Annotated in this window: 16 protein-coding genes and 1 pseudogene; 3 read left to right on the top strand and 14 right to left on the bottom strand. The window is 44.6% G+C overall.

The window, feature by feature from the left end; translation table 11 throughout:
• Window positions 1–365 precede the first annotated feature (365 nt).
• From cobB to Q1A70_RS07045, 11 genes and pseudogenes are all read right to left on the bottom strand, one after another.
• Window positions 366–1100 carry a Sir2 family NAD+-dependent deacetylase gene (cobB, locus tag Q1A70_RS06995; RefSeq protein ID WP_299690123.1) on the bottom strand — a complete coding sequence of 245 codons (735 nt, stop codon included), beginning with the start codon at window positions 1098–1100 and terminating at the stop codon, window positions 366–368.
• A 207-nt stretch (window positions 1101–1307) separates the two neighbouring features.
• A pseudogene (locus Q1A70_RS07000) lies at window positions 1308–2217 on the bottom strand (hypothetical protein).
• A gap of 364 nt (window positions 2218–2581) precedes the next feature.
• The gene (locus tag Q1A70_RS07005; RefSeq protein ID WP_299690119.1) at window positions 2582–2998 is read right to left on the bottom strand and encodes a hypothetical protein; all 417 of its coding nucleotides are present in this window, start codon (window positions 2996–2998) and stop codon (window positions 2582–2584) included.
• Window positions 2982–4076 (bottom strand): formate dehydrogenase subunit gamma, encoded by a 1095-nt coding sequence (locus Q1A70_RS07010; RefSeq protein WP_299690115.1) that lies wholly within the window; start codon window positions 4074–4076, stop codon window positions 2982–2984. Before Q1A70_RS07010 ends, Q1A70_RS07005 begins: the two co-directional genes overlap by 17 nt.
• A gap of 14 nt (window positions 4077–4090) precedes the next feature.
• A complete protein-coding gene (gene fdh3B, locus Q1A70_RS07015; protein ID WP_299690112.1) occupies window positions 4091–4699 on the bottom strand; it encodes a formate dehydrogenase FDH3 subunit beta in 609 nt (202 codons plus the stop codon).
• Window positions 4700–4710: 11 nt separating this feature from the next.
• Window positions 4711–7566: a formate dehydrogenase subunit alpha gene (locus tag Q1A70_RS07020; protein WP_299690110.1), complete on the bottom strand. Its 2856-nt coding sequence runs from the start codon at window positions 7564–7566 to the stop codon at window positions 4711–4713.
• Between the two features lie 10 nt (window positions 7567–7576).
• Window positions 7577–7777 (bottom strand): twin-arginine translocation signal domain-containing protein, encoded by a 201-nt coding sequence (locus Q1A70_RS07025; RefSeq protein WP_299690126.1) that lies wholly within the window; start codon window positions 7775–7777, stop codon window positions 7577–7579.
• Window positions 7778–7854: 77 nt separating this feature from the next.
• Window positions 7855–8517, bottom strand: coding sequence for a molecular chaperone TorD family protein (locus Q1A70_RS07030; protein WP_299690107.1), 663 nt, complete (start codon window positions 8515–8517; stop codon window positions 7855–7857).
• A 3-nt stretch (window positions 8518–8520) separates the two neighbouring features.
• Window positions 8521–10182: a 4Fe-4S dicluster domain-containing protein gene (locus tag Q1A70_RS07035; RefSeq protein ID WP_299690104.1), complete on the bottom strand. Its 1662-nt coding sequence runs from the start codon at window positions 10180–10182 to the stop codon at window positions 8521–8523.
• Between the two features lie 299 nt (window positions 10183–10481).
• Window positions 10482–11150, bottom strand: a complete 669-nt coding sequence (locus Q1A70_RS07040) for a DUF3306 domain-containing protein (protein ID WP_299690101.1) — start codon at window positions 11148–11150, stop codon at window positions 10482–10484.
• Entirely contained in the window at window positions 11140–11604 is a 465-nt protein-coding gene (locus Q1A70_RS07045) for a DUF3305 domain-containing protein (RefSeq protein ID WP_299690098.1), read from the bottom strand. The genes Q1A70_RS07040 and Q1A70_RS07045 overlap by 11 nt, the downstream gene beginning before the upstream one ends.
• A gap of 549 nt (window positions 11605–12153) precedes the next feature.
• Here Q1A70_RS07045 and fdhD point away from each other — a divergent pair.
• Both fdhD and Q1A70_RS07055 read left to right on the top strand, forming a co-directional pair.
• A complete protein-coding gene (fdhD, locus tag Q1A70_RS07050; RefSeq protein WP_299690095.1) occupies window positions 12154–12990 on the top strand; it encodes a formate dehydrogenase accessory sulfurtransferase FdhD in 837 nt (278 codons plus the stop codon).
• Between the two features lie 631 nt (window positions 12991–13621).
• Window positions 13622–15511, top strand: coding sequence for a methyl-accepting chemotaxis protein (locus Q1A70_RS07055; protein WP_299690092.1), 1890 nt, complete (start codon window positions 13622–13624; stop codon window positions 15509–15511).
• A gap of 193 nt (window positions 15512–15704) precedes the next feature.
• On the opposite strand, the gene Q1A70_RS07060 is transcribed toward Q1A70_RS07055, so the two are convergent.
• The gene (locus tag Q1A70_RS07060) at window positions 15705–17288 is read right to left on the bottom strand and encodes an ABC-F family ATPase (RefSeq protein ID WP_299690089.1); all 1584 of its coding nucleotides are present in this window, start codon (window positions 17286–17288) and stop codon (window positions 15705–15707) included.
• Window positions 17289–17794: 506 nt separating this feature from the next.
• Here Q1A70_RS07060 and Q1A70_RS07065 point away from each other — a divergent pair.
• A complete protein-coding gene (locus Q1A70_RS07065; protein WP_299690086.1) occupies window positions 17795–18682 on the top strand; it encodes a mechanosensitive ion channel domain-containing protein in 888 nt (295 codons plus the stop codon).
• A 237-nt stretch (window positions 18683–18919) separates the two neighbouring features.
• On the opposite strand, the gene Q1A70_RS07070 is transcribed toward Q1A70_RS07065, so the two are convergent.
• Window positions 18920–20947 carry a cache domain-containing protein gene (locus Q1A70_RS07070; protein ID WP_299690083.1) on the bottom strand — a complete coding sequence of 676 codons (2028 nt, stop codon included), beginning with the start codon at window positions 20945–20947 and terminating at the stop codon, window positions 18920–18922.
• Window positions 20937–22403 (bottom strand): sigma-54 dependent transcriptional regulator, encoded by a 1467-nt coding sequence (locus tag Q1A70_RS07075; RefSeq protein ID WP_299690080.1) that lies wholly within the window; start codon window positions 22401–22403, stop codon window positions 20937–20939. The genes Q1A70_RS07070 and Q1A70_RS07075 overlap by 11 nt, the downstream gene beginning before the upstream one ends.
• Between the last annotated feature and the right edge of the window lie 67 nt (window positions 22404–22470).

Raw genomic sequence — 22470 nt, forward strand, 5'->3', positions numbered from 1 at the left:
GGTCATCTTCTTCCTTGGAACATGCCAAAAACGGACGAGTCCCCCATTTCCGAATAGCGTTCAGAATGACAGATACCGCCTTAGTTGGCGGTATCTGTGTTGATATTAGAAAGTCAATGAGTCGGTTCGTAGACGCTTACAGTAATTAAGTGATCAGAAATAGCGCAGGAAAAAAACTTGAGAACAAGGCAGCTCTTTTCAACAAAAATTTTCGGTAAGTAGTTATTCTACAATCAAAAATTCTAACGCAGTTATCAAGCGCTTTTACCAGCTAGGGTGACCAGTTATTTGCTACTATTGGAATAAGTAGCCTCGTGTCTTACTACTGGCGGTTCTGTGTTTATCGCAGCATTATTAAAGCGATTTTAAGCCAGTTGAGAGCCCTTCTCTAAGCATAGTAGTTCACTCACCAGTTTTGGTACTTCGATACTTGCGTTACCGTATCGCTTTTCTTCAAATTCACTTTCAACCGCACTTGGCTCAAGATTAATCTCTATTGTGTGCGCACCATGCATTTTTGCATCATGAACAAACCCCGCTGCGGGATAAACTACCCCTGATGTACCTATAGAGATAAACAGGTCTGCTTCTTCTAATGCCGAATAAATATCCCCCATTCTTAAAGGCATTTCACCAAACCAAACAATATGAGGACGCATTTGAGCTGGAATTTGGCAGCAGTGACAAAGATCTCCTGTATTGATATCCCCTTTATGATCGATAACCTGATTGGACTCACTGCAGCGAGCCTTTAAAAGTTCACCATGCATGTGAATGATATTGTTGCTACCCCCTCTCTCATGCAAGTTATCGATGTTTTGGGTGATGATCGTCACTTTACCATCCAGTTTCTCTTCGAGTTCACCCAGGGCTCTATGAGCTAAATTGGGCAAGATACTATCGCTTTGCAAGCCCTGACGACGTTTATTATAAAATGCTTGTACTAAGTCTGGATCTTTTACGAACCCTTCAGGAGTAGCGACATCTTCAATCTTATGGTTTTCCCATAATCCGTCTTGTGCACGGAAGGTTTGTATCCCCGACTCCGCTGAAATCCCAGCGCCAGTAAGAATTACGATATTTCGATATGGGAAATTCATATAACGTCCTTTTTAATATGTCACATAGTAACAGCTTAGCACTGTTCATATTTCAACAATAGTTTTAGGGATTAGACGATAGTCTTAGCCAACTGAATTCATTGGTTATTTGTGAGGTCACTCGTGTGTTGCGCTGCTTGTACTTTCAAACAAGATAAAAAAAAGCGGCCGAAGCCGCTTATTACCTTTAACTGCTCAGTTAATGAATCAGTCTTCGTTGATAGAGGAAATCTTATGGATTGAAAGATCAGCGCCGTTGAATTCTTCTTCTTCGCTCAAACGTAATCCCGTTAATTTGCTCAACACACCGTAAACAATCAGTGCACCAACCAACGCCACAGTAATGCCTGCCAGGGTGCCGACCACTTGCGAAGCCAAGCTTACACCGCCTAATCCCCATAGCCCTTGTTGCCCGAAGATACCCGCGGCAATACCACCCCAAGCATCATGCATAGGCCACACACCTAATACATCATCAATTTGTGTCTTGTTTTGCATGTAAGTAGGTAAACAAACAGTGCTCCCGCAACGCCACCGGTGACTAACGCACCAAGTGGGTGCATTAAGTCTGAACCGGCACAAATAGCCACTAAACCAGCCAAAGGCCCGTTGTGAATAAAGCCTGGGTCATTTTTACCAGCAACTAACGCCGCAAGAATACCGCCGACCATTGCCATCAGCGAATTCATCGCCACTAAGCCACTGATGCCATTGATTGCTTGCGCCGACATCACGTTAAAGCCAAACCAACCGACACATAAGATCCAAGAGCCTAGCGCTAGGAAAGGAATGTTCGATGGTGCGAAGTTAGTGTGTTTACCTGCGCGAATGCGACCTTTACGCATACCAAGAAAATAAACCGCGACCAAAGCGATCCAGCCGCCGACACCATGCACAACCACTGAACCTGCAAAGTCATGGAATCCGTATCCAAACTGGTTTTCTAACCATGTCTGGAAACCGAAATTACCGTTCCAAATAATGCCTTCGAAGAATGGGGAAACAAAGCCAGCATGCATCAAGAAGACCATGATGGCACCGAGTAATGGAATAAAGTATCTGAACTTTGGGTAAGGGACTGTACTGCACTATGAACTTGAGTCACGGTTTCACTCATTAAAGCATTCTCCTTCGCTTTATTTGATCTGCACTGGTTTCGTGCAAACTAATAGGTAATTAAAGACTCAATAGCTAATGCAGAATACGTTCCAACTTAGTAGCGCACTTTTTGTGCGATAAACTTTAATTTTAAGCTTATGATTTAAAAAGAAATTTGGTTTATTGCACCTATTTATAACTTATAGGAGAAAAAATGAAGTACACACAGCGCACTATTTTGGGGAGGTGCACCATAATCGATCGGTGAATTAACTAGGATTTTATAGAATGAATTACCAAAAAAAGCCCAATGAGTGAAGTCACTGGGCTTTCTAATAACGATTGTTCTAGATAAGTCGCTATCTAGTCTGTCTGGTTCTCTACTACAGGTTTGGTCCTGTTGAAGGATTTTGCGGTAAATTTTGACTTAAACGCTGCATACCTTGATACATTCGGATGAACCAAATCACAATCGCAATACCACCAAATAACATACCGACGTACGGAATGTAATAAGCGATATCATCAATAAAGTGGTTGTGGTACCAGTAGTTGTTAACGCCTACCAAGACACCGTTAGACGTCGCTACCGTTACGATAAGCACCACAAAGAACGTTAGATTCAAGAAAAATGAGCGAATCAGACCATAATAATGAGAGTCGATCACTTCTCCGTCTTCACCTTTATCTAAGCGGTAACCAGCGTAGATGATGGCAATTACGCCAGAAAGGAGACAAGTAAATGGTGTAAAGCAACTTAAAATATAAGCAACCCAAATACCTTTATGAGGTTTGTTCATTCTTATTCACCCCTTCACTCTTATCTGTCGTTACGCTCGCGCTTTCTTCTGCGCTGACACCCGCTTGATCACTGTTTAATTTCTCTTGATCCATCATTTCTTTGTACCAAATGTCATGATGCTCTTTTGCCCAGGTTTCATCAACTTCACCTGTTACCATCGCTTCTAGTGCACCTTCCATACCGAATAATCCGATGTAGATGTGGAACACAAAACCACAGATTAGAATAAGAGCAGAGAACATGTGCACTAGGTTGGAAAGCTCCATATCACGGCGTGTTTGACCGAAAATTGGGAAATCTAAAACCAAACCGCTGATAGCAGCAACAACACCCATGACTATCAACAGCCAAAATAGTGCTTTTTCCCCTGCGTTCGAAAACTCAGCAGATGGATGAGAACCTTTATGCTTGCCAACCATGCCGCCCAGTTTCATGAACCACTGGATATCAACCATCTTGAAAATCGATTTACGCCACCATTTAATAAGAACAGCCATCAACAACACGAAGAAAAGCGGGCCGATGTAGTTGTGATACTGCTTCGCTAAATGAACGATGAATCCCCATAGCTCAGTTGGAATGTATGGTTTCAAGAAGTGCTTACCATAAACCAGCATCAAACCACTGAATGCCAAGGTTAAGAAGGTAAAAGCCATACTCCAGTGCAATGCGCGGTCCATTCGAGACCAGCGTTTGATCTTACGTCCTGTTCTCGGCGCACTCAACATCAATGGACCAATCGCAAGGTACATTAAGGTAACAACGGCAACACTCCCGAAAATAGCGACAGCTCCCGCGGGTGACATCCATTTTTCTTTGAGTATGTACCACGTTTGCCCAGGGGTACTGATCAACACGCCATGCTCAGCAGATTGCGAGGTGGTGTAACCCTCTTCACCGTCTCTGACCTGTCGCCAAAAATCAGCGCCTGCAAGTTGTGTGATTTCTTTTTCAGCACTGCTCGGTTGAGCTTGTGAATTGTTAGTCTCAGATGCATGACTCAAAGGAGACAGCATTGTTAGTGCTGCCAAAACTGGCAGCACAACAAGGAAGAGACGCTTAAATATTGTAAGCATATGTCTCTCCTAACTTAGCTCTTAGTCGCATCATAAGAAAGGTCATTGCCGTCGGTCCAGCCTGCCCCCTTCGCACCACGCTCAACAACACGTTGACGGAAAACATCAGAAACTTTCTCTGCATCGCCCGCTAACAGTGCTTTGGTTGAACATAAAGATGCACACATTGGTAGCTTGCCTTCAGCAATACGGTTCGCACCGTACTTTTGACGCTCTTCTGCGGAACCCGGTTCCGTTTCAGGGCCTCCGGCACAGAATGTACATTTGTCCATCTTGCCGCGCTCACCAAAGGCTTCCTGTTTAGGGAATTGAGGTGCGCCGAATGGGCAAGCAAACAAGCAGTAACCACAACCAATACATAGGTCTTTATTGTGAAGTACAATGCCGTCTTCGGTATGTTCAAAGCAGTCTGCAGGGCAAACTGCCATACAAGGGGCATCTGTACAGTGCATACATGCTACTGAGATAGAGTTTTCACCCGGTTCACCGTCGTTCAGTGTCACAACGCGGCGACGTTGAATACCCCATTCAAGAGCATCGTCATTTTCATTTTTACATGCAGTGACGCAACCGTTACATTCGATACAACGCTTGGTGTCACAAAGAAATTTCATTCTAGCCATTTTAAGACTCCTTACGCTTTACGAATATTACAAAGGGTTACTTTCGTTTCCTGCATCAAGGTGACAGGATCGTAACCATAGGTGGTCGCTGTGTTAGCCGCTTCACCAGTAACGTAAGGGTCCGTGCCTTCTGGATATTTAGAACGCAAATCTTCACCTTCGAATCGGCCACCGAAGTGGAATGGAAGGAACGCCAGACCCGGTTTAACACGACGAGTGACCATCGCTTTCACCTTAATACGGCCTTTCTCTGCCCCCTCAACCCAAACGTCATCGCCATCTTTAAAGCCAATGTCATTTGCATCTTTCGGGTTGACTTCAACAAACATCTCTTGCTGTAGCTCTGCCAACCAAGGGTTAGAACGCGTTTCTTCACCACCACCTTCGTACTCAACCAGACGACCAGAAGTCAGCACTATTGGGTATTCAGCCGACTTGTCTTGAGCTTGGATCGACTTGTACAAGGTCGGTACACGGAAAATCGCTTCTTTGTCATCCCACGTTGGGTAATCGGCAACCAGATCGCGACGCGGTGTGTACAGTGGTTCACGGTGCAGCGGTACACGGTCTGGGAATGTCCAAACAATCGCACGTGCTTTCGCGTTACCAAAAGGAATACAGCCGTGCTTGATAGCCACACGTTGAATGCCACCCGAAAGGTCGGTCTTCCAGTTCTTACCCTCAGCCGCGACTTTCTCTTCCGCCGTTAAGTCATCCCACCAACCCAGTTGTTTAATCAACTTGTCGCTGAATTCTGGGTAACCGTCTTTGATTTCACATCCTTTTGAATAGCTATCTTCCGCCAGCAGGCTTTGGCCTTCAAATTCCACACCAAAACGAGTACGGAAGTTACCGCCCCCCTGTGCAACAGGTTTAGACGTATCGTATAGGATATGCGTACCTGGGTGCTTCATCTCTGGAGTCCCCCAACATGGCCATGGAAGACCGTAAGTCTCGCCATTAGCTGGCCCGCCTTCTGCTTCCAGAGACGTTTTGTGGAATGTGTGCCAATTTTGTTGGTGCTCTTTTAAGCGCTCAGGGCTTTGACCAGAGTAACCTATCGTCCACATACCCTTGTTGAATTCACGAGTCAGGTCTTCAATAAGTGGTTGGTTATTTTCCACTCGGATGTTTTTGAACATCTGATCTGCGAAGCCAAGCTTTTTAGTAAGCAGGTACATGATCTCGTGATCAGGCTTAGATTCAAACAGAGGCTCAACCACCTTGTCACGCCATTGTAGAGAACGGTTTGACGCCGTTACACTGCCGTAGGTTTCAAATTGAGTGGTTGCAGGTAGCAAGTAAACACCGTCAGTACGGTCGTTCATTACTGCTGCGTGTGTTGGATACGGGTCAACGATAACCATCATATCCAGCTTCTGCATCGCCTTTTTGATCTCTGGACCACGAGTCTGGGAGTTCACCGCGTGACCCCAGTAGAACATGGCTCGAACATTTTCGCGTTGGCGAATCTTGTCTTTGTCTTCGAGTACGCCATCAACCCAACGAGAAACAGGGATACCTGCACTGTTCATTGGTTTCTGACCGCCGTATGCATTGTCGTCGAAACGTCCTTTGATCCAATCAAAGTCTACGTCCCAAACTTTCGACCAGTGACGCCAAGAACCTTCAGATAGACCGTAGTAACCTGGGAGTGTGTCAGAGAGTACGCCAAGGTCAGTTGCGCCCTGTACGTTATCGTGACCACGGAAAATGTTGGCACCGCCACCTGATTTACCGATGTTACCTAGCGCAAGTTCAAGTACACAGTAAGCACGTGTGTTGTTGTTACCTGTGGTGTGCTGAGTACCACCCATACACCAAACGATACAACCCGGACGGTTCTCTGAAAGGAGTTTAGCAGTCTGGAAAACGTCTTGTTCGTTTACGCCTGTTACACGTTCAACTTCTGTAGGGTTCCATTTCGCCACTTCTTCACGGATCTCTTCCATGCCGAATACGCGCTGGTTGATGAACTCTTGGTCTTCCCATTTGTTAGCAAAAACATGCCATAGTACGCCCCAGATAAACGCAACGTCAGAACCTGGACGAAGTGATACATAGTGATCAGATTTCGCAGCAGTACGCGTACGACGAGGATCCGCCACAACAATCTTACAGTTGTTCTTCTCTTTCGCGATTAGGATGTGTTGCATCGCAACTGGGTGGGCTTCTGCTGGGTTTGAACCAATGAACAGCATCGACTTACAGTTGTGCATGTCATTGAACGAGTTGGTCATCGCACCGTAACCCCAAGTGTTTGCTACACCGGCTACTGTGGTTGAATGACAAATACGCGCTTGGTGGTCAACGTTGTTGGTGCCCCAAAGTGACGCCATCTTACGGAATGCGTAAGCTTGTTCATTACTGTGTTTTGCACTACCTAGGAAGTAAACCGAATCAGGGCCAGACTCTTTACGAAGCTCTAGCGCTTTGTTACCGATCTCTTCAATCGCTTGTTCCCAAGAAAGCTTCTTCCACTTCCCGCCTTCCAATTTCATTGGGTACTTAAGACGACGTTCACCGTGGCCATGCTCACGCAGAGCGGCACCTTTAGCACAGTGTCCACCAGCGTTGAATGGGTGATCGAATGCAGGCTCTTGACCTGTCCAAACACCGTTTTGAACTTCCGCGTAAATACCACAACCCACAGAACAGTGAGAACAGATGGTACGTTTCACTTCTGTTTTCGCTTCTGGATCGACAGATTTAGCTTGCGCCTTTTTCATCATCCCCGGGGCGAATAGACTTGCGCCTACAACCGCGCTACCAGCGGCTAATGAGGTGTTTTTCATGAAGGCGCGTCGAGACACACCTAGTTGATTGGTTTCTTTGCTCACACTATCGGAGCGTTTGACAAGTTTCATCCGTTATCTCCTAAAGTGTGTCGTAGTAATCACGAATATGCTGTGTTTCACGATAGCCCGTTTTCTTGATGTCTTTCTTTGTCGTATCAACCGTTTCTGACGCAATTGCCACTTTGGTTGTCCCAGCGACAACGGCACCAGCTACGGCTGCAGTCGTCAAGCCTTTGAGTAAGTCCCTACGGCTTGTATTTATATCTTTATTATCTTTCATCATTGCTTCCTTACCTTACGGTAGATCTTTTTTGGAGGCTTAATGCCCCTCTATCGATATAATCGCGTACTGCTCGATTACTCGTAATCAGTGACGTTTTTCACATCAATCTTTAATTTGTGCTTCATACTTTGTGTATTCACGCTAAAACGCACTTGCTCTAGCGTTAGGAATGCTTCACACAGCTGAGCGGCCGACTTGTAGAAGTTCGCGCTTTCTGCCCCTTCAAGCTGACGCGTGAAAGAGTTAAACCAAGGGCCAAGGTGTTTATTGAACACTGCTTGTTGCAGGGCTTCTTCTTCAGCCGTTAGCATGGCCATTACTTCACACAATGCAGCGATATGATCTTCCGGCTCTTTCACTTGATCATCACGTTCAATGCCTAATAGCTCAAGATCATGACGAATTTCTGCTAATGGTTTTTCCATCATGGTGCCCGTTCGATGCCACGAGCCAAATGGAACGACCTCTCCACGGCCAATGCCAATGAACAGATCTTGATATTCTTCTTCTAATGCTTCGCGATTTGATTGTGCGGCGGCTTGTTGAATCGCAACCCACGCTTTTTGCATCGCACTTTCAGACACTTCAATATCTAGTGTCTTTAGGAAATCAATAACCTCCGCAGAAGGCGCACGACGAAACAATGAAGAAAGAACCAAATAGATTTCCGTTCTTAGTGTTTGCTCTTGTGCTTGATCGGCTTCTTGTGTGTGTTCCAAATTAGTATCCAATGCCAACTCCTAGTATTTCAGTTGCTTCAATGGGTCTTCAGCCATCGAATCAAACATATCTATCACACGACAGTCTTCACACATCGCAATACGGTTGATTGCGGATTCATCTGAAAAGTGAGAGTGACCGCGTAACTTATTCTGTAACATGTCAATCATAGATTGCGGTGCGAATGGCTTATGGCAACGAATGCATTCCGCGGCTTTCTCTTCATGAATGACAACCGCTTGTTGACGATCTTCTTTTACCCAATTCATACGTGGAGTCAGGGTAAGAACATTTTCAGGACACGCCTTTTCACATAGACCACATTGAATACAGTCTTGTTCGACAAACTTAAGTGATGGAGAAGCACCGTCGGTATGAAGCGCACGTGTCGGACAAACGGCCACGCAACTCATACACAAGGTACAGTCTTTGCTTTCACACGAAACCGTGCCATAGGGAGCATTCGATGGAAGTTCAACAATGTTCTCTACCGGAATACGAGAGGAAGACATTGCATCAAGTGCGGTGAATAAACGTTGACGTTTATTACCTTGAAGATCGCCAAGTGCAAGGTCAAAAGAGTCTACACACAGTGTTGGAGGACCTTCACGCAGAGATTCTAAATACAGGATATCGATGGCTTCTTTAGGCACACCGATTTGGTCAAGCAGTTCTTGAGCGATACCAACTTCGTTATTTAAAACACGAAGGATGGTTTCTGGCATATAACGAGAAGCGGCAAACAGAACTTGAGTTGCACCATTCACCAGCGCAGCAAACCAAGTATCAATTCCAATCGAAGGCAGCTCTTCAACAACGATAGGAATAACGTTATCCGGTAACACTTTTAGTGCCATCACGTTGTAGGTCTCATGTCGAGAACTACAAATCAGAATGATAGGATCCAGACCGCCCGCTTGCTCATAATTGGCTAGCGTACGTTCAATAAACTTTTGAGTGTCATCAGGGTTTGGCAGCGCATAGGTAATCGCTTCTGTCGGACAACTGGTTGCGCACGTTCCAACACCTTGACATAAGTAAGGGTTAATCTCGATCTTATGACCGGTTTTCTCCGAACCGACACTTGATAGTGCACCTGCAGGACAAGAATCGACACAACGTTCACAGCCTTTTACGCCACGTGAACTGTGCGCACAGAGATCCGTGTCTAAACGAAAGAATTTGGGCTTATCAAATGTGCCCATTAAGGTTGGAATCTCTTCCAGTGCCTCTGCCAGTTTTGGGTAACCACGCCCGACTGGGAAGTAACCCGGAACCGGCACTTCTTCCGTCATGCAGCTATTTAGGCATAGATCCAAAACGACGTCGAAACGGTCTTGGTTAATGGCCACTTTTGCGAGGTTGGTCGATGAAGCTTGAGTTTCAATCAATACTTCAAATGTACCCAAGAAGCCAGATACTTGAACCGACTTGGCGAAGTACAGCTCAGGGTTGCTACCTTTTACGCCATCTGTCGACAATAACGTTAGGCTCGTCAACTGAGGTAGTTGAGCCGCTGCACTTTCAATGATTGCAGTTGGACCAATAACAAGAGTATTACCGCCACTTTCATAGCTAACGGTAGGCGGGATCAAATTGGTCAGCTCAACTGTATTTTCAAATGCATACAGCCTTGCTTTCGCGTTGTTTGAAGTTGCTTGTTGTAATAATTGTTTAAGCATTGCTCAGTTCCATTTATGGACATGGATAGTCTGTTCAACCTTCAGTGTAGTAAGCGATAGAGAACTTGCTGAAGAATCAATTAACGCATCTCCCTTAAGGTAAGTGCGCCATTTTCAGCTTGTTTACGCGTTTAATTACAATAAAGTTGATAATGAACGTCATATAGCAAATGCCGTGCCATTTTAATAACCAATTAATATCAGTTACTTAATGGGTTGAGGCGTTCTATGTGTGTATAAAAAAACCGCCTGAGACATTTTGTCGCAAGCGGCTGTTTGGATGTGTAGTCAAAATGTACCTATTGTTTGTGTGGTATATTTTGTCCCATCTCTTTTAGGTCCTCTTCGTCTGAGATTGTCTCGCCCTTACCTGGTGCTGTGTTTTTATACAGCTCTTTTTCTATTGCCGTCATTTCGGCATTTTCATCAGGTTCTCTATCACTCTCAGCATGGTCTATATCCGATTCTTGACCTTCATTATCAATAACTTGCTGTAGTTCTTCCTGTGTTTCATCTTCGGCTTTTTCGTTAACCCAATCACGTAAGGTTTCCGCTACACCTTTAGAAAGTGATTTCAAATTGCTGTAATCGTCGTCGTAATCGTCTAAACCATCACGAACATTAAACTCTTCAGAGAGAAATAATTTACGCAATGCGGCTTTTTTTACGCTTTCTGATGCTTCTGATACCAATAGTTGAGCAACAGACAAATCTTCACTTGCTTCTGTTACTCCATCTTGCGTGGCTTCAATCTCAGTATCTGAAGCGTTTTCTAATGACTCAGATGTTTCTGCGTTAGCAGAAGAAAGGGCATCAGACGAAGTTTCAGAAGTTGGAACCTCTGAGGAAGTCACTTGAGCTTCTTCAAGCGTTTGCTTGGTTTCTAATGCTTGTTCTGCTTCGGCCGCTTGCTCGGCGGAGTCGTCTAGTTTTCGTTGTGACCAACGGCTGAAAAAATTAGTTGCCATTAGATCGACCTGCACCTTTACGCTTTTTACGTCTTTGCTCTAACAATTCACCATGACGGCCTATAAAAGCTTCCATCCAAGCTTGAATCGGTAACGGCATATCGCAAGATAGCACTTGATTGTCACCATCCATATATTGCCCTGCAACGCTTTGTGACGCAGTAAGTAGTTGAATAATTGGCTTTACATCAGAATCAACATTATCCATCACCAGAAAAAGCTTCGGATGTTGAGAGCTTAAGTTGAAACGGTAGTCCGTACGCTCGTCTTTAAAGAGTTGAAGTAAGCAAACGTCTTGGGTAGTATCGTCTGGCGTTAACTCAAAGCCCGTAAGCTCCCACTGAGTGGTGACCCAAATGCCAGTTTTGATCTCTTTTTCTGCTCTTTGAACACCGATTGGCCAAGCTGCTTCTGTTTTTTCAAATTGTTCTTTGAATTGTTTTATCTCAGACATACTTCACCTAATTGATTCCTCTGGCGTGAATGCGTGTCGGACACTTTGTACTGAGTCCGAGTCTATGAACCCTCTAAGCAATAAACACGCCAATACGCGCTTTGTTCCATCTTTCACATGCTCTTGGGTTGCCGTCCATACTATTTGTTAACGACTGACTCTTTCGACAACTTGTTTATTAAGTTGCTTTATAACGTTAGTCGATACCAGCCAATTCGATGCGGTTAACTCCCCTATTTTGCGCTATTTTAATCTAATGCTTCATCTTTTCATCAATGCCCGTTATTTTGGAATAAGATTTGCTAAGTAAGAATATTATTGGATAACAGGCGCTATAGCTAAGAGTGTTGTTTACTTATGTTATCTGTTTACTAACGATATTGAACGCTATATCGGACGAGTGGATAAGCCGGCAGCCATATAAACAACCGATTGTACTTGTTCATTGAGTGCATTGATTTATTTAGTACCATTGAGCAATTGGAGCGCTGTCGCTCCTGTTGAATTCCTCTCTCATATAATCGCTATCTCATTAAGTAGGACGTGACTGTGGTAAAACCTAACATAATAAAAACCAGTGAAAACCCACTTCAGACCATCAAAGTTGAAGTGTTCGACGAGTATGGGGAGAAGCTAACCAAACAGATCGCTTGCGAACGCCCTCTTACCGTGATGTTGAACTGGAAAGAGATCGTAACCTTAATGACCTTAGGCTCGCGTCCGGAAGCATTAGTCTTAGGTTATTTAAAAAACCAGAGCTTCCTGTCTGATCCAGAAGCGGTGGAATCTATCATCATCGATTGGGAAACCAGCTCTGCAGCGGTTATCACCAAAGAAGATACCAGCCAACTTGAACAAGCATTGAAGAAGAAGACGGTAACGTCTGGCTGTGGTCAAGGCACCATGTATGGCAATGTCATGAAGCAACTGGAAGACTACCAAGTACCTCAGAACAAGATCAAACAGTCGGAAATCTATACTGCCCTTGAAGCGTTGACTCATTACAACGATACCTATAAGAAAGCCGGAGCGGTACACGGTTGCGCTGTGTGTAAAGATGACCAAGTGCTGTCATTTGTCGAAGATGTTGGTCGACACAATGCGGTGGATACGCTGGCTGGCGAGATGTGGCTTAACAAAGAGTCAGGTCAAGATAAGATCTTCTACACCACTGGTCGTTTAACCTCTGAGATGGTGATTAAGGTCGCACAGATGGGGATCCCTGTTCTACTGTCGCGTTCCGGTGTTACACAAATGGGTTTAGATTTAGCTCAACAGTTTGGCATTACGACCATCGCTCGCGCGAAAGGCCTGCGTTTCCAAATATTCACTGGCGCTGACAAGATTGATTTTGACGTCAAAGGCCAACAGGATACTAAATGTTAACAAGCTAATTCCTGGTGCGAGCTCAGGCTTGCACCTCATTTGCTCTGCGTCATAATGAACATTTCCCCCTTTACACTTTCTCTTCCAAGTTACTGGCCCTTTGATTACCAATATCGGCCTTAATTCCTTTATTTTGCATATAAAGCTATTAGAGTTATTGCGTTCGAAGCTCACCTTTTTCCACCTATATTTGCAACCCTTTTGTGGTAGGTAAACCCTCAGATATCGTCACATCATTTCCCTGATTAATATTCATGACAACAGTTCGTCACTTTACTAGGGCGTGTTGATCTTTCGCGGTTAAATTCTGTTCAAGATAAAAGTGTTTTAATCGCGGCGAGGGGAAGTAGCCTTCATTCTCAGTAAACCCTCCTCAACAAAGAGTAAAACGCTTTTAGCCGAACCCTTCGGGCAGCGTTTGCTGGTCATTTCTATTACGTTATCGGTTTCTCATGCACATGTAGTCTTGTATAAATACCCAGCAACTCGCTACAAAAATTAGCTCGAAAAATCAACACACCCTAATTAGCTTGAATTCTTGTATTAGCGTCAATATGAGCTATTAGTTGTATATCAATGAATGATAAGTAAATCACAAAATACCAACGTCTATGGCTAAAGGGAGTTATCCATGAATAATGAACCTGTCAATCAATCTAGGTGGTTGTCTCTTTCGATCCGCAACAAGTTTATTTTAATTAATGTCACATTGTTTGTTTCCGTTTTAATTTATGCTTTTTACGAACAAATCAGCCTAGATAGGCTGGAATCCTTAGAACGTACCGCAAGTGAAAACGTCAAAAGCTCGGTCGATCTATTAATGCTAAGACGGTATGAAAAAGACTTTTTATTAAGAAGAGAGCAAAAATATGTGCTGTGGTTCGACGAAACCGCAAAGGAGTTAGAGCAACGTTTAGCAGCCTTGAATACAACCCTCACCTCACACGAATTACACCTATCCGATAAAATGTCAATCATCTCAGAAACGCTTAGAAAGTATCAAGCGCAGTTCCATCAACTTGTGTATCAGGTTAACGACATAAATCGCGTTGAGCTACCGATGGGTTATGTCGCTGTACTGGATGAGAAACGAAGTGATCTTAAAGAAGTCATTGCACATGAAGAAAACTTGGCTCTGGAACTGGCTTTGTTAGAGCTTTTTGAGAAGGACTATCACTACCTCGCGGATATCAATAGTGACACCAGCAACGCATTAGCGACGGCTCTAACGGTTTTTGAGTCTTACGCTCAGACGTCAATTAGCACGGAGCAGTCCTATAACGCTTATAAGGAGGCGGTAAATTCACTAATGCATGCCAATGCTGAGTTGGGTCTGTCTGCTGAACTTGGCTTAAAAGGCGCGCTGAGAGCGAATGTCCACGAGACTGAAAAAGCGATCAATACGATTCAAATAGAAATCAGCCAAGCGATTACCGAGGCCAGTAATAGAACCAAAAACATGCTACATCTATTTGGCGCGGCCATTGTAGTGCTGCTTTCGCTACTGTTAGCGATGATAGGTCGTACTATCTTGAAACGCATCAAAGCAATCAATCACATGATGGAATCGATTGCCAGTGGTGATGGTGATCTAACGGTGCGTATGAATGCAAAAGGTGAAGACGAGCTAACCCAACTGGCCAACTCCTTCGACGCCTTCATCAATAAACTGCATGGCAATATTAAAGAGCTTTCTGATGTGACGACAGTGCTCAGCGACAGTTCAGCTAGCTCTGCAGAGGCCGCGATAAAAAGTATGAGCAATACCGAAAAGCAGAAGCAACAGTCGGAGTCAGTTGCGACAGCGGTCAATGAACTGGTTATGACCAGCAATGAAGTTACCGCCAACATTGAAAATGCGGCGCTCAATGCTGATCAAATAAAACGTAACGCTCAGCAAGCACTTGAAGAAACACACTCAACTAATGAGAGCATCAATCAAATGGCAACTAACATTGCAGAATCGCAAAGCTTGATTGTTGATCTTGAAGTACAAAGCCGAGAAATTAATCAAGTGGTGACCACAATTCAAGGGATCGCAGAGCAAACCAATCTATTAGCGCTCAATGCAGCGATTGAGGCAGCGCGTGCGGGTGAACATGGGCGAGGTTTTGCGGTCGTCGCCGCCGAAGTTAGAGAGCTTTCTTTGATGACCAATGATTCAACACACCAGATTGAATCGACGATACAAGCACTGACGTCTGGTATTGATAAAACCGTTGCAAAAATGGCGACGAGCCTAGAGCAAACGGAGTCCGTAAAATTACAAACGAAGGATGTCGTCAACGCCATTCAAGGAATACATCAGCAAATAATTGAAATGTATGACTTAAACACGCAAATAGCGACTGCTTCCGAGCAGCAATCGGCGGTATCTGCCGAAATAGACCGCAATATTACCGATATCGCGCTTAAGGCGGGTGATACCAACTCTATAGTCTCAGGGTCGGTTCGTTGTAGCGAACAAGTATCCAATGCGAGTGTCAAACTGGATAAAATCGTCGCCCAGTTTAAATACTAACAAGACTGTCCTGTGAAAAAAGGGGCACTCATGTGACTGAATCCACTTTGTTTAAGTGACACAAAACAAAAGGGCTCTATCTTATAAAGAAGATAGAGCCCTTTCTCATTGAGTATACGTACTAACTGTCATTTACGAATTAACTATCTACTTATATTAACCATCTACGTATATTAACCATTACTACACGGTATTAGCCGCGTGCTTTCAAGAATTCAGCGTAAGTACCACGGAAGTCATTGATCTTGCCGTCTTTGATTTCAAGAACGCGAGTTGCTAGTGAGTCTACGAATACACGGTCGTGAGAGACGAAGAACAGTGTGCCTTTGTAGTTCTCAAGAGCCAAGTTAAGCGCTTCGATAGATTCCATATCCATGTGGTTGGTTGGTTCATCCATTAGCAGGATATTTGGTTTATGCATCATAATCTTACCAAGAAGCATACGACCTTGCTCACCACCAGAGATAACCTTAACCGATTTCTTGATGTCGTCTTGACCAAAAAGCATACGACCTAGGAAACCTCGAACAACCTGCTCGTCTTCGCCTTCTTGACGCCATTGGCTCATCCAGTCAAACAAGTTCATATCTGTCTCGAAATCGTGGGCGTGATCTTGAGCGTAGTAACCGATATTTGAATTTTCAGACCACTTGTACTCACCAGTTCGAGGCTCAAGAGCGCCGGCTAGTGTGTTAAGTAGTGTTGTTTTACCCACACCGTTCTCACCGATGATAGCAACACGCTCACCTACTTCGAAGATACCGTCAAACTTATTGTATAGGTCTTCTTCAAAACCTTGAGACAGGTTTTCAACCACAAGTGCATTACGGAATAGCTCTTTAGACTGTTCGAAACGGATGAATGGGTTTTGACGGCTAGACGCTTTAACTTCATCTAGTTGGATCTTATCGATCTGCTTAGCACGAGACGTTGCTTGTTTCGCTTTCGATGCGTTAGCAGAGAAACGAGATACGAACGTTTGAAGTTCAGCAATTTGTGCTTTCTTCTTCGCGTTGTCAGATAGTAGACGTTCGCGAGCTTGTGTCGCGGCTGTCATGTACTCATCGTAGTTACCTGGGAATAGACGAAGTTCACCGTAATCAAGGTCAGCCATGTGAGTACAAACAGAGTTTAGGAAGTGACGGTCGTGCGAAATGATGATCATTGTGCAGTTACGTTGGTTTAGCGTATCTTCCAACCACTTGATGGTGTCCATGTCCAGGTTGTTCGTTGGTTCGTCAAGTAACATGATATGCGGGTCTGCAAACAGTACTTGAGACAATAGAACACGAAGTTTCCAACCCGGTGCAACTTCACTCATCAGACCATAGTGCAGTGACTCTTCGATACCTACCGCAAGAAGAAGCTCACCGGCTTTCGCTTCTGCCATGTAGCCGTCCATTTCTGCGAACTGAACTTCAAGATCAGCCACTTTCATGCCGTCTTCTTCGCTCATTTCAGGCAAAGAGTAAATACGGTCACGTTCTTGTTTGATCGCCCAAAGCTCTTTGTGACCCATGATAACCGTGTCGATTACCGTAAATTCTTCGTAAGCAAATTGGTCTTGGTTTAGCTTAGCAACGCGCTCGTTTGGATCGTAGCTTACGTTACCTGCCGTTGGCTCAAGTTCACCAGATAGGATCTTCATGAATGTCGATTTACCACAGCCATTCGCGCCGATTAAACCATAACGGTTACCTTCGCCGAACTTAACTGAAATATTTTCGAAAAGTGGCTTAGCGCCGAATTGTTGGGTGATATTTGCTGTGGAGATCAATGCCTTTACCTTTTTAATGTGAAAAACGCCGCAACGTTACTTGTTCAAGGCTTTAACTGCAAGTATTGATTGCAATTACTGGCCATTAAATGAGTGACGACCTAACTAAATCATAGTTTGCGCTGACTCACATTTTCAATTTTATGTTTACAGCGAACATATCGTCTATTTTCGAGGAAAAAATAGACCGTGCAACCTTCTATCATCGCCCATACACAAGGCTTTAATTCATGCCAGCCGTTGACGTTATCGCCTGCTGACTTTCTGGTTGGAAAAAAGCCAGATTTACAAAAATCGTACCAACCCCATTCTCACCTGAAATCTTATCTGAATGTACCCAACTGAGCACCGCCGAGATCACCGGGATCCTGCGTTATTTTGAAAGCCGTGGCTATATTGGTTGGCATGAGGAAAAGGCTCGAATTTCCGAACACTGGTTCCGCCATATTACTAACGTTCTCGACCGTCAACATCTGCTAGTGAAGTAAAATGAAGGGTGAAATAAAATGAAGAAGTTATTTGTCCTATTATTTGTTGGCTTGGCGACAGCGGTAAGTTTCCCGACTTATGCGACAGAAGAGTTAGCTAATGTAGAAAACATTTCTAAGATTGCGAGTCTAGTGCGTTGGAGTGGCGTGTTGTTCTCTATCATCGTCATTGGAGCGATGTGGCTATTATTGAAGTTCATCAACTCAATGGTGACTAGCTTTGGTAGTCAGTTTGTTCAATATCGAATGCTGTTGCAAAAGCTTCAATCGTTCATGCAGTTCTTCATATACGTGAGCACTGGTCTTATCGTGTTCATGATGAGTTTCCGCATCAACGACCAAATCTTGGCTCTAATTGGCGGTACCCTGGCGGTGTCGGTTGGCTTTGCACTTAAAGACTTGGCAGCCTCTTTCATCGCGGGTATCACCGTAATGATTGACAGACCATTCCAAGTCGGTGACCGTGTCACGTTCGAAGGTAACTACGGTGACATTATTACAATCGGTTTACACTCGGTACGTATGAGAACTTTGAACGACGACATCATCACGATTCCGAACAACAAGTTCTTAAACGAAGTAACCACCAGTGGTAACTATGGCGCGTTGGATATGCAGGTGGTGATTCCGTTTTACGTAGGTATGGATGAGGACATCACCCTCGCCCGTGATCTGATACAGGAAGCGGCCTCATCAAGCCGTTACATCCACTTACCCAAGCCTGTGACGGTTTTGGTGAAGCAGACGATTACCGATAACTACCTCGCAATACAATTGACGTGCAAAGCTTATGTCGTGGACACCGCTTATGAAAAGTTGTTTGAAACCGACATCACCCTACGAGTCATGAAAGAGTTTAAAAAGCACAATATCAACCCGCCGAAAATATCGGTGACCGCGCATTAACGGGTCGGTGTAAGGTCTTACGTTCGAGGTCTTTAGCAATTAGTCCTTAATCATTAGGGTACCTATCCATCAGCACCTCTTATTTCGGAGGTGCTTTGGTGTTGCGTGCTTGAGGTGTTGGTGGATAGGTAAGTGGTAACGCTTCACGCCAGTTTAGCAACGGCTCAGGTCTGTTTAGAGAGCAAATTCACCGTATTACTACAATGCCACCAACATGACTGAGTGCCCAGCCTGAACTCAAAGATTCGACACCAACAACTGCGGTGTGGCTTTCTGTTGTAGGTAGATACTAAAACAGCTTCCCTTACCGACTTCAGATTCCACTCTTATCTCACCACCAATTTGGCTTAAAATACTTTGAGAGACTGATAAACCGAGCCCGGTACCGTCCCTTTTCGTGGTATAAAAAGGGGAAAAGATACGTTGTAATTGCTCTTCTTTGATACCACAGCCTTGGTCTTGAACATGAATAATCGCCCCGTGAGATACGCCATTTTCAATCCAATCCTCACTTATGATAGTCAACGTTCCTTGTCCGTCCATCGCATGAATGGCATTCATCTGGAGGTTAACCAGAATCTGTAGCAGTTGGTTGCGGTTAACTTCGACTGACGTTTTCGCATTCAGCTCGGAAACATAGACTATGCCTTTTTTCTTCGCGCCTGTTTTTACAAGTGTAATACTCTCATCAACGATTGGGTTGATATGATGCCATGTCACTTCGTCTTGAACACCGCCATGCCGGCTGTATTGCAAAAGGCTGCGGGTAATGTTTCGAATTCGGTCAATCTGTTCCATGATCGCGTGAACTTCTTCGTCGACTCTACTGATGTCATCGCCCAACTCAAACTTCATCAGCTCGACATTACCTAAAATCACGGCCGTTGGATTATTGATCTCGTGTGCAATACCGGCCGTTAGCTCACCCAGTGCCGCGAGTTTTTCATTGACCACCAGCTTGTCTCTTGCTTGATTAAGGAGCTTAATATGGAGCTCAAGCTCCTCGGTTTTCTCTTTTAAACTGGCGGTACGCGAATGTACCTTACACTCAAGCTCTGACGCGGCTGTCTGAATTTCCTGATTGCGTTCATGCAGCAAATCCAACATTTTATCGAATTGCGTCGCTAGCAGAGCAAGTTCATGTTGATCATCTAGCCCAAGCGTACCAATTCGCTTGTCTTGTCCCATTTGCACCAGCTTTATGACCTTATGAATCCGCTCAATAGGGGCGAAAAGATCACGAGCGCCACGGTGAACGATCAAGCCTGAAGCCACTAACAACAACATAATAGTGAAAACGATTTCGCCAAGGTGAGTCACATAGGTTTGTATTAACGGCCAAACCAAATACCCTGTATAGAGCATGCCAATCACGTTATCAGATTGGTCGTGAATCGGTTGATAAGCCGTAATGTACCAAGCGTCGTAAACAAACGCGCTGCCTAACCACTGTTCGCCTTGATCTAAGACTTTATGACGAACTTCATTGGAAACACGCGTGCCGATTGCGCGTCCTTCACTGTGTTTACTGCTGAGAGGCACATTAGTACTCACCCGTAGATCGTCGAGAAACACGGTCACAGTGCCAACACGACGATTAAAACCCTCACGCTGCGGATAGATTAGATCACTGATTTTATCGACTAATTGAGTACTGTTATTAAGCAGGACCCCGCCATCAAGAAACCCTATTACACGATCATTTTCATCCAGAATAGAAACAATGGTTCGACTGACTAAACCACGAGTCTCGACACCTTGCTCAGTCAGCATCGCCACTTCCGCTTTATTCACCAGCTCTCGACCTAGGCTGTCGAGTTCCTTTTGATTAAGAACACTGAAAAACGACAATTTATCTGCCAAACGTAAATACTCATGCTGATTTTCTACGCTATCCACACTACGCCAACGTAAAAAATCGAGCTGATAGCGGGATTTATTTCGAGCAACCCAATGCGTCAGTTGTTCTTGTGAAGGGTTGCTGGCGAGTTTGGTGCGAAACTGATGAGACTCAGCAAACGCACGAACGTTGTAAGTTTGCTGCTTTTGAATAAGATGAATGCTGTTATCGGCCACATACAGGCGCTCATCAACATCAATAAGCGCCTCCTGCCAAGTATAGTGAATAGACCAATATAGGGTAATGGCGACAAGTGCACACAAGGTTAAAATGATCGGCGCAGAGGTCAGAAACAACAGCCGATAACGAACCATGGTTTTAAACCGAAATACCCACTTTGACCACCAACAATGGCTAATTGGCATAATCAGAACCTTCGGTATTCCAGTCTTTGTATTTACGCTCTAGTGTTTTTCGAGCAACGCCAAGATCTCTCGCTGCAGCCGATTTGTTACCATCATGGTAGCGAACAAGTTGTTCAATGTGCGCCTTTTCGACCTCTTTGAGCGTCCAAGAGTTCGGATATCCTTCGCCCGCAGCTGTCTCATTATTGGCATTGACCGTGTCGGCATTCGGTGACGCCGTCACTGAAACGTTGGACGATGCCGTACTGCCACTAAGCTCTCGCCAATAATGAGCGGGGGGCTTATTCAAAAGAATGCATCTTTCCACTAAGTTTTTAAGCTCACGTACATTACCCGGCCACTCGTACTCATTCATCGCCAAGATATCTTCATGTGCCCAACTAGGGAGCGGCATGCTAAGTTCACGTGATAATAACCGCGTAAAATAGGGAACCAGTTCCTTTAGGTCGGATGGTCTCTCTCTCAAAGGGGTAACATCAATCTTAAGCACATTGAGTCGGTAGAACAGATCGCGTCTAAATTTACCGCTGTCGACCTCTTGTTGCAGGTTTCGATTGGTCGCAGTAACCACACGTACATCGACAGAAATTTCTTTTTCGCCACCTACTGGTCGAATAGTACGCTGCTCTAAGACACGTAATAACGCAGCCTGCATTGGCAGTGGCATTTCGCCAATTTCATCCAAAAATAAAGTACCGCCACTGGCCACTCTAAATAGGCCTTCTCTGTTTTTTTTCGCACCAGTAAATGCACCGGACATGTGCCCAAAGAGTTCACTTTCTAAAAGCTCTGGAGCAATTGCGCCACAGTTAATTGGTACAAATGGTCCTGCACGCTTACTTGCTTCATGCACGCCACGCGCAACCAGTTCTTTACCTGTACCCGACTCGCCCTCAATCAGAACCGACGCCTTGGATGGTGCAAATTGGCTAATAAGTAACTTAAGTTGTTGGGTTTGCTCTGAATTACCGATAAGCTCTGTTTTGATATGGCGGCTAACATCACGTTGCAATGCATATTGCATGCGTTGCTCTAGGCGCTTGTCCATACAACGTAAAACAGCTTGAATCATCTGTTCTAGGTTGAAAGGCTTGAGAATAAAATCAGATGCGCCTAACTTAAGCGCTGAGATGGTCATTTCGAGATCAGCGTAGCCCGTCATAAAAATAACGTCGGTGCGTTTGTCATGGTCGTTAAACACTTCTTCCCATTCAATACCAGAGCGACCTGGCAGATTAATATCAAGAACGATTAAATCGAAGTGCTCATTACAACGCAAGGTTTCAGCATCCTCTACGGAACCAGTACTAGAAACCTTGCTAAAGTACTTACCCAGTGCTTTCTTAAGAATAGCCTGCATCCCTACTTCATCGTCAACCACTAACACAGAAAACGCCTGATATTGAGTTGATGTACTAGGGTGGAGATGAGAGAGATTTGAACTAGGCAAAGACATAATGGACACCGATGGGGAATTTGGGACAGAGTGTACCAATTAAACTTTAGTACAACAGCGGCAATGT

Source organism: uncultured Vibrio sp., from assembly GCF_947488985.1.
GTDB lineage: Bacteria > Pseudomonadota > Gammaproteobacteria > Enterobacterales > Vibrionaceae > Vibrio.

Coding starts and splice junctions, on each gene's coding strand:
- cobB (WP_299690123.1), bottom strand. CDS start 1,100: ATGAATTTCCCATATCGAAATATCGTAATTCTTACTGGCGCTGGGATT.
- Q1A70_RS07005 (WP_299690119.1), bottom strand. CDS start 2,998: ATGAACAAACCTCATAAAGGTATTTGGGTTGCTTATATTTTAAGTTGC.
- Q1A70_RS07010 (WP_299690115.1), bottom strand. CDS start 4,076: ATGCTTACAATATTTAAGCGTCTCTTCCTTGTTGTGCTGCCAGTTTTG.
- fdh3B (WP_299690112.1), bottom strand. CDS start 4,699: ATGGCTAGAATGAAATTTCTTTGTGACACCAAGCGTTGTATCGAATGT.
- Q1A70_RS07020 (WP_299690110.1), bottom strand. CDS start 7,566: ATGAAACTTGTCAAACGCTCCGATAGTGTGAGCAAAGAAACCAATCAA.
- Q1A70_RS07025 (WP_299690126.1), bottom strand. CDS start 7,777: ATGAAAGATAATAAAGATATAAATACAAGCCGTAGGGACTTACTCAAA.
- Q1A70_RS07035 (WP_299690104.1), bottom strand. CDS start 10,182: ATGCTTAAACAATTATTACAACAAGCAACTTCAAACAACGCGAAAGCA.
- Q1A70_RS07040 (WP_299690101.1), bottom strand. CDS start 11,150: ATGGCAACTAATTTTTTCAGCCGTTGGTCACAACGAAAACTAGACGAC.
- Q1A70_RS07045 (WP_299690098.1), bottom strand. CDS start 11,604: ATGTCTGAGATAAAACAATTCAAAGAACAATTTGAAAAAACAGAAGCA.
- Q1A70_RS07055 (WP_299690092.1), top strand. CDS start 13,622: ATGAATAATGAACCTGTCAATCAATCTAGGTGGTTGTCTCTTTCGATC.
- Q1A70_RS07065 (WP_299690086.1), top strand. CDS start 17,795: ATGAAGAAGTTATTTGTCCTATTATTTGTTGGCTTGGCGACAGCGGTA.
- Q1A70_RS07070 (WP_299690083.1), bottom strand. CDS start 20,947: ATGCCAATTAGCCATTGTTGGTGGTCAAAGTGGGTATTTCGGTTTAAA.
- Q1A70_RS07075 (WP_299690080.1), bottom strand. CDS start 22,403: ATGTCTTTGCCTAGTTCAAATCTCTCTCATCTCCACCCTAGTACATCA.